The sequence below is a fragment of the Pantoea conspicua genome, from assembly GCF_002095315.1.
In the GTDB taxonomy this organism is placed as follows: domain Bacteria; phylum Pseudomonadota; class Gammaproteobacteria; order Enterobacterales; family Enterobacteriaceae; genus Pantoea; species Pantoea conspicua.
This window is the reverse complement of the sequence record NZ_MLFN01000128.1, coordinates 113,636-128,871: the sequence shown is the minus strand read 5'-3', so window position 1 is coordinate 128,871 and position 15,236 is coordinate 113,636. Positions and strand designations below refer to the sequence as shown.

Sequence of the window (15,236 nt, the reverse complement as noted above, 5' to 3'; positions counted from 1 at the left end):
CAGGTCGACCGGGTAGGGCTGGCTCTAACACAGAGCCAGCCGGTTTATGCCCCGGTCATTGGAGATAGCGCTTCTCTCTGTCTTTGCAGCCGGTGTGCAAATCCTCTCGCTTCCGCTTAAAACTTACTTCAGCACGCAATCCACACCGCGCCAGCATCCGCTGATTTCACACACTGCGCTACCCAGCGCACCCCCATTAATCCGGCATGCACATCGGGATACCAGAAATCCTGCAGAAAGGCGGTGTCGCGACGATCGGTGGCATCCATTGCCAGCGCAAAGCGCCGATAAAGGTTCGACCAGGCCTCGAACAAACCTTCGGTATGACCGCCACCGATGCGATCCTCTTCCAGAGCGCGTGGGCTGAGATACCCCATACCACGCTCCAGAATCCGCACCGGCTCGCCCTGCACTTCGTAACGCAGCTGGTTCGGCTGCTCATCCCACCACTCCAGACTGGCTTTCGAGCCGACTACCCGAATCTTTTGCCCGTGCATTGAACCGGCATTCACCGCTGAGGCCCATAGCGTGCCAACCGCCCCGTTGTCATATTCCATCATCACAAAGGCGTTATCTTCCAGCGGCGCGCGGGTGGCGACAAAGCTCTGACGTGAACAGAGTAACCGCGTCACTTTCAGCTGCGGCAGCATCGTTTCCGCAATAAACAGCGGATGCGTTGCGAGATCGCCCAGCACATAACCTGGCCCGACAAAGCGCGGATCGACGCGCCAGCGGGTACTTTCGCTTTGCAACTCCACCGCCTCATTGTGGAAGCCGTGGGCAAACTGCATATTGACGATGCGGATCTCACCCAGCGCACCGGCAGCGATCATTTCACGCGCCTGATGGACCAGCTGATGCCCGGCATAGCCGTAGGTCACACCGACCACCTTCTGCTTCTCCCGGCTCAGCCGTTCCAGCTCATTCGCCTCTTCGACGGTGAAGCAGAGCGGCTTCTCGCATACCACATGCAGTCCGGCGTTCAGCGCTGCCCGACAAATGGCGAAATGGGTATTGTTAGGCGTGGCGATCGAGACAGCCTCTATCCCATCTTCCCGTTCCGCTTCTGCGGCGAACAGGCTGGCGTAATCGGGATAACAGCGATCAGATGCCACACCCAGCGCATTGCCAAATTCACGCCCGCGCGCAGCATCGATATCAAACGCGCCCGCCAGCAGCGAGAAGTTGCCGTCGCGCAGCGCCGCAGAGCGGTGGATATAACCAATCTGGCTGGTTCCGCCGCCGCCGACCATGCCCCAGCGCAGTGAGCGATTCAGTGCTTTTTTACCGTTAATCATGATGTTGTCCTCAGAATCCGATTGAGCGCAGGTAATTCAGGCTGGCGGTGACATCAGCCAGGCTGGTGTCGGCCTGGCGCGGGTCACGCTCCTGTTCGATGGTGATCCAGCCCTGATAGTCACGTTCTGCCAGCAGCGCGCGCACGGCCGGATAATCAATCGCGCCCTGCCCCAGCGGGCACAGTACCCCTTCCGCGCAGGCGCTAAAGAAGTCGAGCCCGCGCGTAATGGCGTCTCGCCATCGCGCATGATTAACGTCTTTGAAATGCAGGTAGTCGATGCGCGTCCAGTAACTTTGCAGCGCCTCAATCGGGTCCATGCCGGCATAATAGAGATGGCCGGTATCAAGGCATAAACCGGCCACCTGATGCGGAATATCGCTCACCAGCCGCGCCAGTTCATCAGCAAACTCAATATATCCGCCCACATGCGGATGGATCACCGGCCGCACGCCATACTCCTGCCAGGCGATCTGACTCAGCGTAGTAATGTGCTGCATCATGCGTTGCCACGCCTCATCAGAGAGTCGCGGCGCTTTATCTGACTGACCGGCGTATTTCGCCCGCTGCGGATTGCCGAAATCGATAATCACCAGGTAAGGCGCAGGCGCATTCGTTGAGTGGGTTTTTGCGGCGGTCGGCACCCGCGCCAGGTTACGGCACAGGTTATGAGTCAGCGTCACCAGCGAGGGAAAATGTGCTTCGCTGACTAAGTCGTCAAAAAGGGTGCCCGCCACCAGCGAGAGCTGATGATCATTAAGCTGCCGGGTCAGCTCTTCGGGATCGGTGGGCAAATAGCCCCAGGGGCCCAGTTCGATACTGCGGTAGCCCGCCTGGGCGGCCTCCGTCAGCACTTTCTGCCAGGGCGGCAGAAACGGATTATTCGGATCGTCAACGCCCCAGCTGCAGGGCGCATTTGCAATGTGTAGGGTCATGATATCTGCCTGTAGGGTAAGGATCGCAGGCAGTATCAAATAAAAATTTCATCACAGACAACAATGAAAGTTTCATTTTCTGATAGAGATCGCGTTTAATTATTTCATTTTATGATAGTTTTTTATCATTTATGTTTCATCTCACGGATTTTACAGGTTTTCCCGCGTCACGATCTCAAACGGCAGGGTGACCTGGACAAAGTGATCGCGCTGTTCCGTCCCGCCGTTCAGGCAGGTGGCGATCACCACATCGGCCATCACATCAAGCCGGTGACGCAGCATCAGCGATATCGTGCCGTCAATCAGCGCCAGTTCATCGCCGGGCAGCGGCCCGTGGCACAGCAGATCAATCTGGCGGCGTCCGCTATCACGCAGGGCCTGTACCACACCCTCAATGCCGCCGCAGGGCGCATAGATCATCACCAGATCATCATACGACTCCAGCAATTGCCGGGTTGCCTGATAGCCGCCCTCGTTTGATTCATGAGTTTTTAACGGTTCGAGCACCCGCTGGCTGATATCCGACTCGCGCAGGTAAGAGCGGAAGCTGATCTCACAGCGCTCCTGACAGGTAAAGCGATGATCGCCCAGCAGCACGCCGACACATCCCGGTTGCCGCAACAGGTGCTGCGCCATCCATCCGGCGGTGCGCCCCGCTTTCTGGTTATCAATGCCGATAAAACCGGCGTGCTCACAGGGCGAGAAATCTGACAATAGCGCGTAGACCCGCACGCCCAGCCGCGACACATCCTGAATCGCGTGACGAATCAGCGGATGATCCAGCGCCACCACACCAATCACATCACAACGCTGAGCCAGCTGGCGCAGAGAGCGGGCCACCGCCTCCACTTCGTGAATATCGTGCCAGCGAAATTCGGTTTCGCTGCCCGGCGGCTGATGTCCGCGTGCGCGCTGTTGCAGCGCCTCACTCAATTGCTGATAAAACGAATAACGGGCCGGCAGCAGGATAAAACCAAAGCGCAACTGAAGCGCTGCGGATTGTGTCGCGGGCAGGCTGTACGCCGCAGGCAGCCGATAACCAAGCTGCCGGGCCGCCGCCAGCACCTTCTGCTCGGTTGCGCTTCGTACCGGCGCACGGCGGTTCAGCACCCGATCGACCGTCGCAACCCCCACGCCTGCCGCGTGAGCAATTGCCGTCATGGTGACTTTTGACATCCCTCTTCTCCCTGTATCACGTCTCGTTTACCGTCACGGGACAACCCCCTGCCAGCACCTATGCTGCTCTGGCACCAGAAGGTCATTTCTGCCGCAAGCCCGATCATTTTCTCTCATTTATTTGATAGGAAACACCTCATTATTTTGATCCCCTTCGCAAAATGAAATATTTATTCCTTTTTGAATTCTGTTTAAAACGGGCATTTGCTAAAACGGATAAAAACCTGCCGTCAGACCGCATGATGGAATCACCTCATCGAAAGAATAGAGCGGTGGCAGCAGGCTTCCTATAGTGGGGTTCTGACTGGACCCTGCACCAATAAAAGGACTGGCTATGTTTCCTTCAACGCTTCCTGCCCCACGCTTACCCGACGCCCGGACCCTACCGCCGCTGCGCTGGGGAATTATCGGTCCCGGCTGGATTGCCGATCACTTTGCCCATGCGCTGCGCCACCACACCGATCAGCAACTGACGGCGGTAGCGGCACGTAACCCGGCAAAAGCGCAGGCGTTTGCCGAAAAATGGTCGATTGCTTATGCGGCCAGCAGCATGGATGCGCTGCTGGCACGTGATGATGTCGACGCGGTTTATATCGCCACACCACATAACCACCATTTTCCGGATGGCCTGCGCGTTATTGCGGCGGGAAAGCACCTGCTGATTGAGAAACCGCTGGCGCTGAATGCGCAGCAGGCGACTCAGCTAAAGCAGGCGGCGGCGGTCAGTAAGCTGTTGTGCATGGAAGCGATGTGGTGCAACTTCGCGCCGAAATATGACGTGATCCGTCAGTTGCTGGCCGATGGCGTGCTCGGCGATGTTCATACACTGATCGCCGATCATGGCGAATATTTTACCGCGGATCACCGCATCTTTAATCACGATCTGGCTGGCGGACCGATGCTGGATCTCGGCAGCTATCTGGTGGCACTCAGCGTATTTATCGGTGGCGGCGCACCCGACAGCATCATCGCCCAAGGCCAGCCGGTGCCGGGCGGCAACGTAAACGGCCAGACTTCAATGTTGCTGACCCATCATCACGGCATGCAGTCGCTGCTGAATACCACGCTGTTCAGCAACACGCCGGGCGGTGCGGTGATTGCCGGACGCGATGCCAGCCTGGTGCTGGACGGTCAGTTCTTCGCGCCGGGTAACTTTCGCCTGACCTCCAGCGATCGGCGCCACAGCCTGCAGTGGGAAGAACCCGCCAACCGCTATCAGCAACTGTGCCACGAAATCAACCACTTCGCCTGGTGTATCGGGCAGAACCTGATCGACTCACCAATACATCCGCTCGATCAGGCCATCACCACCTTAGCCATCATGGATAACGTCAGACAGCAGATCGGCGTCACGTTTAATGAAGAACAGCAACCTTAATGTTTCCGGAGCAGACAGATGAAAATCGCTTTTGATGTGGATGTGATCAAAGACCTGGGCATCACCCGCATGGTCCATCAGGTGGCTGACTGGGGGTATAAATATATCGAACAGTCGCCGCATCCGCAGATCAACCCGTTTTATAAGCATCCCAAAGCCAGCCGTGAAATCATGACGGAATATAAAAACGCGCTAAACGCCACCGGGCTGGAGATCTCCTCTTTCATCGTGGTCTATCGCTGGTCCGGTCCGGACGAACTGCGCCGCCAGGCCGCGGTGAAGAACTGGAAACGAATGATTGAGATCGCGGTTGAGATGGGTGTGCAGGTGATCAACACCGAACTCTCTGGCACGCCTAACGAGCCGGAAATTTGTGAAGAGATGTTTTATCGTTCGATGGACGAATTACTGCCGATTATCGAACGTGAAGGTATCCGCATCGAGATTCAGGCGCACCCGTGGGATTCTGCGAAGAGAACAACGAAACGGTAGATATCGTGAAGTCGTTCCGCAGCGATAACGTTAAATACATCTACAGTGCGCCGCACACCTTCTTCTACGACAAAGGCAAAGGCGATGTGAAACCGATGCTGGAGTATGCCGGGGATGACCTGTCGCATATGCTGATCGCGGACACCATGAACCACACCAAACATTGTCGCTACATCGTTAACCCGCCTGGCGTTGATGCCACTATTCACCAGCACGTCGGCGTTGGCGAAGGTGAAGTTGATTTCGATACGCTGTTTCAGACGCTGCGCGACACCAACTTTGCCACACGCCGTTACAAAGTCGGTGGCGAGCCGATCATCGCCGCCTCGCTGTTTGGTTATCCGGAGAAAATGAAGGTACAGGCGGTACAGACCCGTGAACTGATTGAGCGTGAATTACTGAGTAAATAACCTCGCTGGCCGCCGTTGGCCGCGCCCTGTCCCGCCTTTGCCCGCCTCGCCATTGGCCTGGCGGGCATTTATTACCCCTGGTCTGCCGTACAGCCCTCGCAAGTCAGCCTGGGCGGCTGCCCTCTGCGCAAGCCGCGATCACCGCCAGCAGAGTTAAACCGGCTTTTATTCACCTGCTACACTCCAGACAAACATCACACAGAGGCGAACTTTTACTATGTCGGAAAATGCATATCAGCCTGAAAAAGTCTGGCACTGGGATCCTGAAGCAAAAGGCAACGGCGCAAAAACCAATCGCCCGTTCGCTGGTCCTACCCATGAAAAAGCACTGCCGGTTGGCAAGCACCCTTTGCAGCTCTATTCGCTCGGTACCCCGAACGGCCAGAAAGTGACCATCCTGCTGGAAGAGCTGCTGGCGCTGAACGTGATTGATGCCGAATATGATGCCTGGCTGATCCGCATTGGTGAAGGCGATCAGTTCTCCAGTGGTTTTGTTGAGGTTAACCCCAACTCCAAAATTCCGGCGCTGAGTGATCACTCTGCCACGCCACCGATTCGGGTATTCGAGTCGGGCAATATCCTGCTCTATCTGGCAGAAAAATTTGGCTACTTCCTGCCGAAAGATGTCGCACAGCGCACCGAAACGCTGAACTGGCTGTTCTGGCTGCAAGGCTCCGCGCCTTATCTCGGCGGGGGTTTTGGCCATTTCTATCACTATGCGCCTGAGAAAATCGAATACGCTATCAACCGTTTCACTCTGGAAGCCAAACGTCAGCTCGACGTGCTGGATCGCCAGCTGGCTGACAATCGCTATCTTGCCGGTGAGGATTACACCATCGCCGACATCGCGACCTGGCCGTGGTACGGCAATCTGGTGCTGAATGACCAGTATGGTGGCGCCGAATTCCTCGATGTGCAGTCCTATAAAAATGTGGTGCGCTGGGCGAAAGAGATTGCCCAGCGCCCTGCCGTGATCCGTGGCCGCAAGGTTAACCGTGTGATGGGCGACCCGGCCGATCAGCTGCATGAGCGTCATGATGCATCTGACTTTGATACTCAGACCCAGGATAAAAAAGCTTAAGGAGAGACCCTGTGAGTGCTTACGTCGTATTTATTCGTGATAACACCCTGAACGATGATGAAATGGCGATCTACGCCGAGAAAGCGGGCCAGGCACGTGGCGATCATCCGATCACCCCGCTGGCTTTTTATGGCGAACTGGAAACGCTGGAAGGTCAGGAAGCAGAAGGCGTGGTGATTCTGGAATTTCCGACCCGCGAAGCAGCACACGCCTGGTATGACAGCCCGGAATATCAGGCAGCCAAAGTGCATCGCCTGAAAGGGGCCAACTACCGCGCGATCCTGGTTCAGGGCGTCGACAAATAAAAAAGGGACGCCGTCGCGTCCCTGAATATGCAGGCGGCAACACTGCCGCCTGCATCCGTTACTCCAGTCCGATCCGTACCACGCTGTCCAGCCCCTGACTGCTGTGATCCCGGTTAAAGCCCTGTTTCACCGTGACATACAGTGTCTGACCATCAGGCGATACCAGCAGGCTGTTGGGATGGCCATCGAACGACCAGCGATTTTTTCACCGCATAGGTGGTGCCATCCAGCTGCAGCACTTTCTTCGACTCCCGCTGACTGATGTAGATCTCATTGCGCTTGCCGTTGAATTTAATCCCCAGCGAATCCCCGAGATCCAGCCGCTTAATCACCTTGCCGCTGCGCTCATCGAACACCAGCGTGTTTTTCGCCTTTGAATTATCGGTGACAAACAGCCGGCCGGTCGCCGGATCTTCCGCCATATTGAGGAACAGATACTCCTTGCCATCACCTGCGGTCAGGCGCTGTTCAATTTTGTTATTCCGCGGATTGATCACCAGGATTTCGCCGCTGCCGTTGGCGGCATAAATCCGATCGCTGACCGGGGAATAGATGATGCCGGTGACCCATTTGCCAGCATTTCTGATGCGGGTTTTCAGCGTCAGGGTTTTCGCATCGACCACCCAGATGAGACCGGGATCGCCCACGCCACCGACATACAGCAGCCCATCGTGCAGGAAAATTTCCCGCGTCCCGAACGGCAACCCTTTTTCATTTTTCTCACTGAACATCAGGCGATTCAGCACCTTACCGCTTTCCGGATCGATTTGTGTGATGCCGCCATCAAGCGAATTGGTGGTGTAGAGCGCGCTGCCGTCTGGTGCGCTAATCAGGCCGAAGTTTTTCAGGTCGTAATGCCCTTCGCCGGTGGTCTTCAGGGTCGTGGCATCCAGCCGATAAATCATACCGCCGCTGACCTCGTTGAAGCCCTGCGCGCTGGCCACATAGAGTGCATTCTTAGCGGGCAGATAAGCCATTTCATACAGGCCTTCGCCCAGTTCGCGTTGCGTCAGTTTGCCCTGACCTGAGGTTTTTACCGTGACAGGCGTGCTGGTGTCTGCTTTTCGCGCCGGGAACTGACAGGCCGTCAGGCTGAAGGTGGTGACAATCGCCAGAACGAGTGCCGCTTTACGCGGACTGAACAAGGTTTTCATTCTTAACTCCAGTAAGGGGCGAACGGCTTCCGTCAGACCGCTGCGCGGCGGGAAGGCTCAGAATAACAAGAATGAGAATCATACGCATCCGAACAGAAGATGTAAACGCAGCGGCACTACCGTCGCCGTTCTGCACTTTGCGCCGTCTGCGGGCAGCTGGCCCCGCGGTCGTGGGTTCACGCCCCGACCGGTTGCAGCTGCTGTTGCAGAAACGCGACGAAAGCGCTGATGCGCGCAGGCAGCTGGCGTTGCGCCTGCCAGACCGCGAAAATATCGCCATCCGGTGCCTGCCAGTCCGGCAGCACTGGCAGCAGATCGCCCGCGTCAATGCTGTGCTGCGCATCCCACCACGAACGCAGCAGAATGCCGTGTCCATCCATCGCCAGCCGCATCGCCACTTCGCCATCATTGGTAATCAGACTGCCCCGCACCTTCTGGCTAAGGCTCTGCTCACCGCACGTCAGCCGCCACAAGGTAAAATCGCTGTCGTGCTGGCGCAGCAGAATACAGTTGTGCTGCGCCAGATCGCGCACCGTCTCCGGCAGGCCATGCCGTGCCGCGTAGGCCGGAGAGCAGCAGAGAATACGCGGATTGGTGCGTAACTTACGCGCCACCAGCCGCGAGTCGGGCGGTTCGCCGACCCGGATATCAATGTCCATATGCGCATCGAGAAAATTGAGCGGCTGGCTGGTGAGCTGCAGTGACAGTGAGAGTTGTGGATGCAGCGCGGCAAACGCTGAAACGCAGGGGGCGATATGGCGACGGCCAAAACCAAACGAGGCGTTAATGTTGAGCGTGCCGCGCAGCTGCGCCGTCTCGCCGCTCACTGCCTCTTCCAGCGCCGCCAGCTGATCCAGCAACGGACGCGCGCCCGCCAGATAGCGGCGTCCTTCCGGCGTCAGCTCCAGCCGACGGGTGGTACGACGCAGCAGCTGTACCCCGAGCCGCTGCTCCAGCTGGCTCAGTCGTTTACTGACGGCGGCCAGCGATAGCCCGAGTTCACGGGCAGCGGCGGTCAGGCTGTCCAGCGCGGCAAGCCGCACGAAGAAAGCCAGGTCATCGGTGGAGGTGCGGGATTCTCTACTTTGATTCAACACTGGATTGCGTTTCAGGCTCATTATTTCCCCGGAATCGACAGTTATACTGCGTACACAATTCGAACATCAACCGGAAAGGTGCCCTGTGACTGATAAAATCCATCGTATTGCGGTAATTCCTGGCGACGGTATCGGCAAAGAAGTGATGCCGGAAGGCGTCCGCGTGATGAATGCGGCGGCGGAAAAATTCAACATTCCGCTGCGCTGGGAGTGGTTTGATTACGCCAGCGCCGACTACTGGCAGCAGCATGGCAAGATGCTGCCTGACGACTGGTTTCCGCAGCTGAAAGCGTTTGATGCCATCTACTTTGGCGCGGTCGGCTGGCCGGAGGTGGTCCCCGACCACGTTTCGCTGTGGGGCTCGCTGTTGCAGTTCCGTCGCGAGTTCGATCAATACGTCAATCTGCGTCCGGTGCGCCTGATGCCAGGCGTTAAAGTGCCGCTGGCCAACCGCCAGCCGGGTGATATCGACTTCTATGTGGTGCGCGAAAATACCGAAGGTGAATACTCCAGCGTGGGCGGCACCATGTTCCCCGGCACCGAGCGCGAGGTGGTGATCCAGGAAACGGTGATGACCCGCACCGGTGTCGATCGCATCCTGAAATTTGCTTACCAGCTGGCACAGAGCCGTCCGAAAAAACACCTCACCTCCGCCACCAAATCGAACGGTATTGCCATCACCATGCCTTACTGGGATAGCAGGGTGGAGGCGATGGCCGGTCAGTTCCCCGAGGTTCGCGTCGATAAGTATCACATCGATATTCTCACCGCCAATTTCGTGCTGCATCCGGACTGGTTTGATGTGGTGGTCGCCAGTAACCTGTTTGGCGATATCCTCTCCGATCTCGGTCCGGCCTGTACCGGCACCATCGGTATCGCGCCGTCGGCCAATATTAACCCGGAAGGCCTCTTCCCCAGCCTGTTTGAACCGGTACACGGCTCCGCGCCGGATATCGCCGGTAAAGGCATCGCCAACCCGATTGGACAGATCTGGTGCGGCGCGATGATGCTGGAGCATCTGGGCTACAAAGCGGCGGGTGACGCGGTGTTAGATGCGATTGAACGCACGCTGGCCGCCGGCGAGCACCTGACGCGCGATCTCGGCGGCAGCGCCAGCACCGAACAGCTCGGCAGTGCCATCGCCGCCGCGCTGTGAGTTAGTCCGGCAACTGCACCACGCTATCGGGATGCCAGCCTGGCGGTAACGGTTCCGGCCGCACGATCGCCAGGTTGTGTAACTGCAGGTTCTCCACGCCACGCGCAAACAGTCCCGGCAGACCGCCGGGATAACGCTCAACCCCGAACGCTTCACCGGTTTTCGGATCGAGCTTATAGGCGTTATCCAGCCCCATGCCGGTCGGTGAATCGGGATTACACGGCGGCCGGATGTCATACTGACCCTGCGTGACCTGCGCCACGCTTTGCCGCAGCTGCACCTGACTGATTAACACATCGCGGATCCAGCCCGGCTGCGCTGCATGCAGGTTAATCGCCCCTTCGGCTATGCCCGTCAGATTACTGAACTGCACCTGCTCCACGATACCGGGCGCCATCGCCGGATCGCGATGGCGCACCGAGATAAACAGCGGGTCGGCTTTACCCCAGTGGCACGGCGGCGCATGGTGACAGGCAAAGGTCAGATTGCTGAACAGCAGACGCCGCATCGCCCCGCCGTCGCGTGACAGAATGCCAATCGCCCGATTGGAATCGAAAATGGTACAGCCGGTCACCGTCACATCTTCCACATCATCCCAGGTTTCGGTGCCGATCTTAAAGGCGCAACTGTAACTGCGCAGCAGACAGTTAGTGATCATAATCTGGCGGGCCGGACGCCGCAGTGCCGCTGGTTTATGGGTGGTCTTGATGCAGATGGCATCATCGGCGGCGCTGAGGTAGCTGTTACTGACAAACACCGCCTCGCAGCTGTCGATGTCCAGCGCATCAGTGTTCGGCATGGTCATGGCGTTGTCGATGGTGAGGTGGTCAATGTGGACATGACGGCAGCTCACCAGATGCACGGTCCACATCGGGGCCTGCACGATGGTGAAATTTTCCAGCCTCACCTGCTCACAATCTTCAAAAACGATGATGCGCGGGCGGTCGGCACGCGGCAGACGATAGCCCTGCTCATCACGTTCGGCGGCAAACCAGGCTTCGCCATCGCCATCAATGCGACCGGTGCCGCTGAGAGTAATGTTGCGCTGGCCCAGGGCGTAGAGCAGCACGTTGTGCGACTTCTCGGCACTGCTCAGCGCCTGTACAGGCTGATAATCGGCCAGCCGCTGGCTGGCGATCAACACCGCCCCCGCTTCCAGGCGCAGTTCAAAATCAGAGGGCAGAGTCAGACAGCCGCTGCGGTAACGTCCGGCAGGCAGCGTCAGGCGGCCACCACCGGCCGCGGCAATCTGGTCCATGGCGCGTTGCAGCCGCTCGGTATCCAGCGTTTCGCCGTCGGCGGCAGGATGAAAATCGGCAAGGGAAAGGTGCATCATGCGTCTCCCGCAGGATTGAGGAGGAGGAATTGCAGCACGTTGCGGCGCAGCAAACCTTTGTCTGGTCGCCATTACGCCGTTCCGTGCCGACGCTCACAAATTACTTCACGGCACCTTCGGTCACACCGCTGATAAATTTGCGCTGGAAAATCAGGAACACCGCCACCAGCGGCATAATCACAATCATCGCGCCCGCCATCAGCACCGGAATGTCGATGGTGTTTTTATTCTGAAAAAACATCATGCCAATCGGCAGGGTACGCAGCTCATCTTTATTGACCAGAATCAGCGGGATCAGGAACTCGTTCCAGGTCCAGATAAACAGCAGCAGACCCAGCGTGGAGAGCGTCGGCCAGATCGCCGGAACCAGAATGCCCCACAGAATTTTGACCCGCGAGGCCCCATCCATCACCGCCGCTTCCACCAGCTCTTTCGGCACCTGCTGAAAAGCACTGGCGATCATCAGAGTGGTGAACGGCAGCGACAGCGCAATCTGCGGCAGGATCAGCGCCAGATAGGTGTTGGTCAGCCCCATCCAGCGCAGCTCGTGATAGAGCGGAATGATAAACGCCTCGCTCGGCAGCACCATGCCCAGCGCCAGCATCGCCGCGATCGCTTTTTTACCGGGGATCTTCAGCCAGGCGAAGCCAAATCCGGCCAGAATCCCCAGCAGTACGCTGCACAGCACCACCGGGATCACCACCAGCACCGAGTTGAGGAAGTAGACATTAAAATGGCCCTGCTGCCAGGCGGTGAGGTAATTTTTAAAATTCAGCGAGGCGGGCAGCGTAAAGACGCCCTGAAACAGCTCCATCTGGGTTTTGAACGAGGTCATCAGCGCCATCAGAAACGGCAGAATGGTCATCAGCGCCACGATCCAGATCAGCGCGCGTGAAATCACCGGCGTACTCCGCATCAGTACCGCTCCTTTAAGGCCAGGTGAATCAGGTAGTTAATCCCTAATACAATCAGCATGCTGAACACCGCTACCGACGAGGCATAGCCAAAGTAGTGCAGGTCAAACCCCTGCTTGTACATAAAGATATTGGTCACCATGGTCGACGTGCCCGGCCCGCCCTGGGTCATCACATAGACCAGGTCAAAGGCTTTCAGGCTGGCGATCACCGTCAGCAACAGGGCAATCCGCACCTCAGGCCGCAGGCCTGGCAGGGTAATGCGCATAAACTTCTGGCGACGCGACGACCCATCCAGATCGGCCGCTTCCAGCAGCGAAGGGTCCATCCGTTGCAGGCCCGCCATAAACAGCACCAGACAGAAGCCGAAGAAGTACCAGGTGGCGACCAACCCGACCGCCGGCAGCGCCCAGGTAAAATCACCCAGCCACGACATCGCCAGCTGCGGCAAACCGATAGCCCGCAGCAGTTGATCGATCGGGCCAAACGCCGGGTTATAGAGCCAGCGCCATACCACGCCCAGCACCGCCATCGGCATGATATAGGGCAGAAAGAAGAGGATGCGCAGCACACTGCGTTCGCTGTTGTTGCGGGTGTCATACAAAAAGCTGCACAGCAGCAGACCGATGCTAATCGGCAACAGGGTGTAGAACAGCATCAGGATGGCGTTATTGCCCAGCGCGATCCAGAACACCGGATCGCTGAACATCCGCAGATAGTTACTGACGCCGCTGAACACTGGCAGCGAGGTGCCGTCCCATTCGGTGAAGCTGATGCCGAGCGAGGCCAGCAGCGGCAACAGCAGAAACACCGCATAGACCAGCACCGCTGGCAGAACATAGAGAAAATTACGCCAACCGCTTAAATTCAACATAACCGTACTCGTGGCTCAGAACGACGCTCAGGCCCGGCGGTGCGCCGGGCCACCGGCTTAGTGTTTCAGGGTTTTCAGGTAACGCTGATAGTTGTTATCGAAATTGGCGACCATCTGATCGGCAGTCTGACGCCCGGCCAGCAGCAACTGCACGTTCTGGTTCAGTTCGGCATTCATGGTCGGCGTCGCCCAGTCAACGTAGTGGCCTAAACCGTCATAGTCATTCAGCGTCAGCCACACCTGATACGCCTCCGCCAGCAGCGGATTGTCCGCCGGCATTTTGGCGGCTTTGTTGGTGCTGGCGGGCAGGAAGCCCACCTTCAGCCAGCGGTCTGCCATCGCATCCGACACCATATAGTTGATGAATTTTGCCGCCGCATCCTGCTGCTCTTTGCTCTTCGCGGTACTGGTCACCGAGAAAGCCAGATCGGTACCGCCGACCATCAGCGGTTGTTTCACGCCCTCACCCGCTGGCATCGCGGCAAAATGGATATCTTTGTTATCTTTAAACTGGCCGAGATACCAGGTACCGCTCACCAGGAACGCCGCCTGATTGTTCTGGAACAGCGTGGCGGCATCATCGTGTCCGATGCCCTGGAAGCCAGGGAAGAAGTAGCCATTATCGGTCCAGCTCTTCATCATGCTGGCGGCCTTAACCAGTTTGTCATCTTTGAAGCTGCCGCCGACGTCGTAGATCAGGTTATCCAGCGTCTTGCGGTCATGGCTTTCAATCTGCGCCTGCCACAGGGTGCTAAGCAGTTGCTGGCCCATGTTGCCATCCAGCAGGCCGAGCATCATCGGCGCGGTGCCCTGCTGCTTCAGCTTCGCCATCGCGCGCTCGAGTTCAGCCAGGGTTTTCGGTACCGCAATGCCGGCTTTATCCAGCAACGCTTTGTTGTAGTAGAGTCCGACCATTTCGCCGAGGCTGGCAACGCCGTACAGTTTGCCGCTGCCGAACTCGCCGCTGTCTGACCAGCGGTTGCGTTTGAGGATCGAGTCGGGGAAGCGGGTAGTCCAGCCATCTGCGCTGGCGTAACTATCCAGCGGCACCAGCAGCTTATCTTTGACCAGCGATCCCATATCGCCACCGCCCTGATTCACTTGGGCGATCTGGGGACCGTCGCCTGCGGTCAGTGCCAGCTTGAGCGGAATACGCGTATCTTCAAACGAGTGAACCGAGCGGTTGATCACGATGCCCGGATTCTGCTGCGTGAACGCTTTGATACCCTCATCCACTGCCGCGGTCTGCTGCGGATAGTTATAGATATCCCACTCATTCAGGGTAACGGCGGCCTGCGCGGCGTGGGCAACGCTGCCCGCCAGCAAGCCCGCCGCCAAAAGCCGACCCAGACTGCAAACCCGGAACAAACCAACTGAGGAAACAGACATTATGCTCACCTTCTCCAGACCAGGATCGGCATCCCTTCATCTCACCGCCTGCCATCCCGCAGACTGAAGCCGCATAGAAAATGCACTCACTCATACTTACTTTAATAAAAAAATAAAGTCAAACAGCCGGCCGGTGAAATTGCAACCCTGTGAGCGCGCGCAAATAAACAGCAGTCTGCGCGTAAAATCAGCCGTTTGCGCTGGCCGGGTGAAGGATTGCCACGTTGAGTGCCGCTGAAGAA

Annotated in this window: 12 protein-coding genes and 2 pseudogenes; 5 read left to right on the top strand and 9 right to left on the bottom strand. The window is 57.7% G+C overall.

The features are described from left to right. Window positions 1–128: 128 nt before the first annotated feature. The 3 genes from HA41_RS20060 to HA41_RS20050 form a co-directional block, all read right to left on the bottom strand. Window positions 129–1,298 carry a Gfo/Idh/MocA family protein gene (locus HA41_RS20060; RefSeq protein WP_094122217.1) on the bottom strand — a complete coding sequence of 390 codons (1,170 nt, stop codon included), beginning with the start codon at window positions 1,296–1,298 and terminating at the stop codon, window positions 129–131. 10 nt (window positions 1,299–1,308) lie between these two features. Next, complete coding sequence (locus HA41_RS20055) at window positions 1,309–2,232, bottom strand: TIM barrel protein (protein WP_094122216.1); 924 nt, start codon at window positions 2,230–2,232, stop codon at window positions 1,309–1,311. A 150-nt stretch (window positions 2,233–2,382) separates the two neighbouring features. Further along, window positions 2,383–3,408: a LacI family DNA-binding transcriptional regulator gene (locus HA41_RS20050; protein ID WP_094122215.1), complete on the bottom strand. Its 1,026-nt coding sequence runs from the start codon at window positions 3,406–3,408 to the stop codon at window positions 2,383–2,385. A gap of 334 nt (window positions 3,409–3,742) precedes the next feature. Between HA41_RS20050 and HA41_RS20045 the strand changes: the two genes are divergently transcribed. From HA41_RS20045 to HA41_RS20030, 4 genes and pseudogenes are all read left to right on the top strand, one after another. Next, a complete protein-coding gene (locus tag HA41_RS20045) occupies window positions 3,743–4,786 on the top strand; it encodes a Gfo/Idh/MocA family protein (protein ID WP_094122214.1) in 1,044 nt (347 codons plus the stop codon). 18 nt (window positions 4,787–4,804) lie between these two features. Then, window positions 4,805–5,688 (top strand): annotated as a pseudogene (locus tag HA41_RS20040) (sugar phosphate isomerase/epimerase family protein). A gap of 217 nt (window positions 5,689–5,905) precedes the next feature. Beyond that, the gene (gene yghU / locus HA41_RS20035) at window positions 5,906–6,769 is read left to right on the top strand and encodes a glutathione-dependent disulfide-bond oxidoreductase (protein WP_094122213.1); all 864 of its coding nucleotides are present in this window, start codon (window positions 5,906–5,908) and stop codon (window positions 6,767–6,769) included. An 11-nt stretch (window positions 6,770–6,780) separates the two neighbouring features. Then, window positions 6,781–7,074 carry a DUF1330 domain-containing protein gene (locus HA41_RS20030; RefSeq protein ID WP_094122212.1) on the top strand — a complete coding sequence of 98 codons (294 nt, stop codon included), beginning with the start codon at window positions 6,781–6,783 and terminating at the stop codon, window positions 7,072–7,074. A gap of 58 nt (window positions 7,075–7,132) precedes the next feature. Here the strand turns inward: HA41_RS20030 and HA41_RS20025 are convergent. Both HA41_RS20025 and HA41_RS20020 read right to left on the bottom strand, forming a co-directional pair. Beyond that, a pseudogene (locus HA41_RS20025) lies at window positions 7,133–8,228 on the bottom strand (YncE family protein). 176 nt (window positions 8,229–8,404) lie between these two features. Continuing rightward, window positions 8,405–9,346, bottom strand: coding sequence for a LysR family transcriptional regulator (locus HA41_RS20020; RefSeq protein ID WP_094122211.1), 942 nt, complete (start codon window positions 9,344–9,346; stop codon window positions 8,405–8,407). Window positions 9,347–9,410: 64 nt separating this feature from the next. Here HA41_RS20020 and HA41_RS20015 point away from each other — a divergent pair, with 64 nt between their 5' ends. Further along, complete coding sequence (locus tag HA41_RS20015) at window positions 9,411–10,481, top strand: tartrate dehydrogenase (protein ID WP_094122210.1); 1,071 nt, start codon at window positions 9,411–9,413, stop codon at window positions 10,479–10,481. Between the two features lies 1 nt (window position 10,482). Here HA41_RS20015 and HA41_RS20010 read toward each other — a convergent pair whose 3' ends face one another. The 4 genes from HA41_RS20010 to HA41_RS19995 form a co-directional block, all read right to left on the bottom strand. Next, on the bottom strand, window positions 10,483–11,814 hold the full coding sequence (locus tag HA41_RS20010) for a glycoside hydrolase family 28 protein (protein WP_094122299.1): 1,332 nt from the start codon (window positions 11,812–11,814) through the stop codon (window positions 10,483–10,485). 103 nt (window positions 11,815–11,917) lie between these two features. After that, window positions 11,918–12,733, bottom strand: coding sequence for a carbohydrate ABC transporter permease (locus HA41_RS20005; protein WP_094122209.1), 816 nt, complete (start codon window positions 12,731–12,733; stop codon window positions 11,918–11,920). Continuing rightward, window positions 12,733–13,605 (bottom strand): carbohydrate ABC transporter permease, encoded by an 873-nt coding sequence (locus tag HA41_RS20000; protein ID WP_094122208.1) that lies wholly within the window; start codon window positions 13,603–13,605, stop codon window positions 12,733–12,735. The genes HA41_RS20005 and HA41_RS20000 overlap by 1 nt, the downstream gene beginning before the upstream one ends. 57 nt (window positions 13,606–13,662) lie before the next feature. Further along, window positions 13,663–14,994, bottom strand: coding sequence for an extracellular solute-binding protein (locus HA41_RS19995; RefSeq protein ID WP_094122207.1), 1,332 nt, complete (start codon window positions 14,992–14,994; stop codon window positions 13,663–13,665). Window positions 14,995–15,236 lie beyond the last annotated feature (242 nt).

Excerpts from the sequence above, each read along its gene's own strand:
- HA41_RS20050 (WP_094122215.1), bottom strand. The coding sequence starts at position 3,408 with ATGTCAAAAGTCACCATGACGGCAATTGCTCACGCGGCAGGCGTGGGG.
- HA41_RS20060 (WP_094122217.1), bottom strand. The coding sequence starts at position 1,298 with ATGATTAACGGTAAAAAAGCACTGAATCGCTCACTGCGCTGGGGCATG.
- HA41_RS20045 (WP_094122214.1), top strand. The coding sequence starts at position 3,743 with ATGTTTCCTTCAACGCTTCCTGCCCCACGCTTACCCGACGCCCGGACC.
- HA41_RS20055 (WP_094122216.1), bottom strand. The coding sequence starts at position 2,232 with ATGACCCTACACATTGCAAATGCGCCCTGCAGCTGGGGCGTTGACGAT.
- HA41_RS20020 (WP_094122211.1), bottom strand. The coding sequence starts at position 9,346 with ATGAGCCTGAAACGCAATCCAGTGTTGAATCAAAGTAGAGAATCCCGC.
- HA41_RS20005 (WP_094122209.1), bottom strand. The coding sequence starts at position 12,733 with ATGCGGAGTACGCCGGTGATTTCACGCGCGCTGATCTGGATCGTGGCG.
- yghU (WP_094122213.1), top strand. The coding sequence starts at position 5,906 with ATGTCGGAAAATGCATATCAGCCTGAAAAAGTCTGGCACTGGGATCCT.
- HA41_RS20010 (WP_094122299.1), bottom strand. The coding sequence starts at position 11,814 with ATGCACCTTTCCCTTGCCGATTTTCATCCTGCCGCCGACGGCGAAACG.
- HA41_RS20000 (WP_094122208.1), bottom strand. The coding sequence starts at position 13,605 with ATGTTGAATTTAAGCGGTTGGCGTAATTTTCTCTATGTTCTGCCAGCG.
- HA41_RS19995 (WP_094122207.1), bottom strand. The coding sequence starts at position 14,994 with ATGTCTGTTTCCTCAGTTGGTTTGTTCCGGGTTTGCAGTCTGGGTCGG.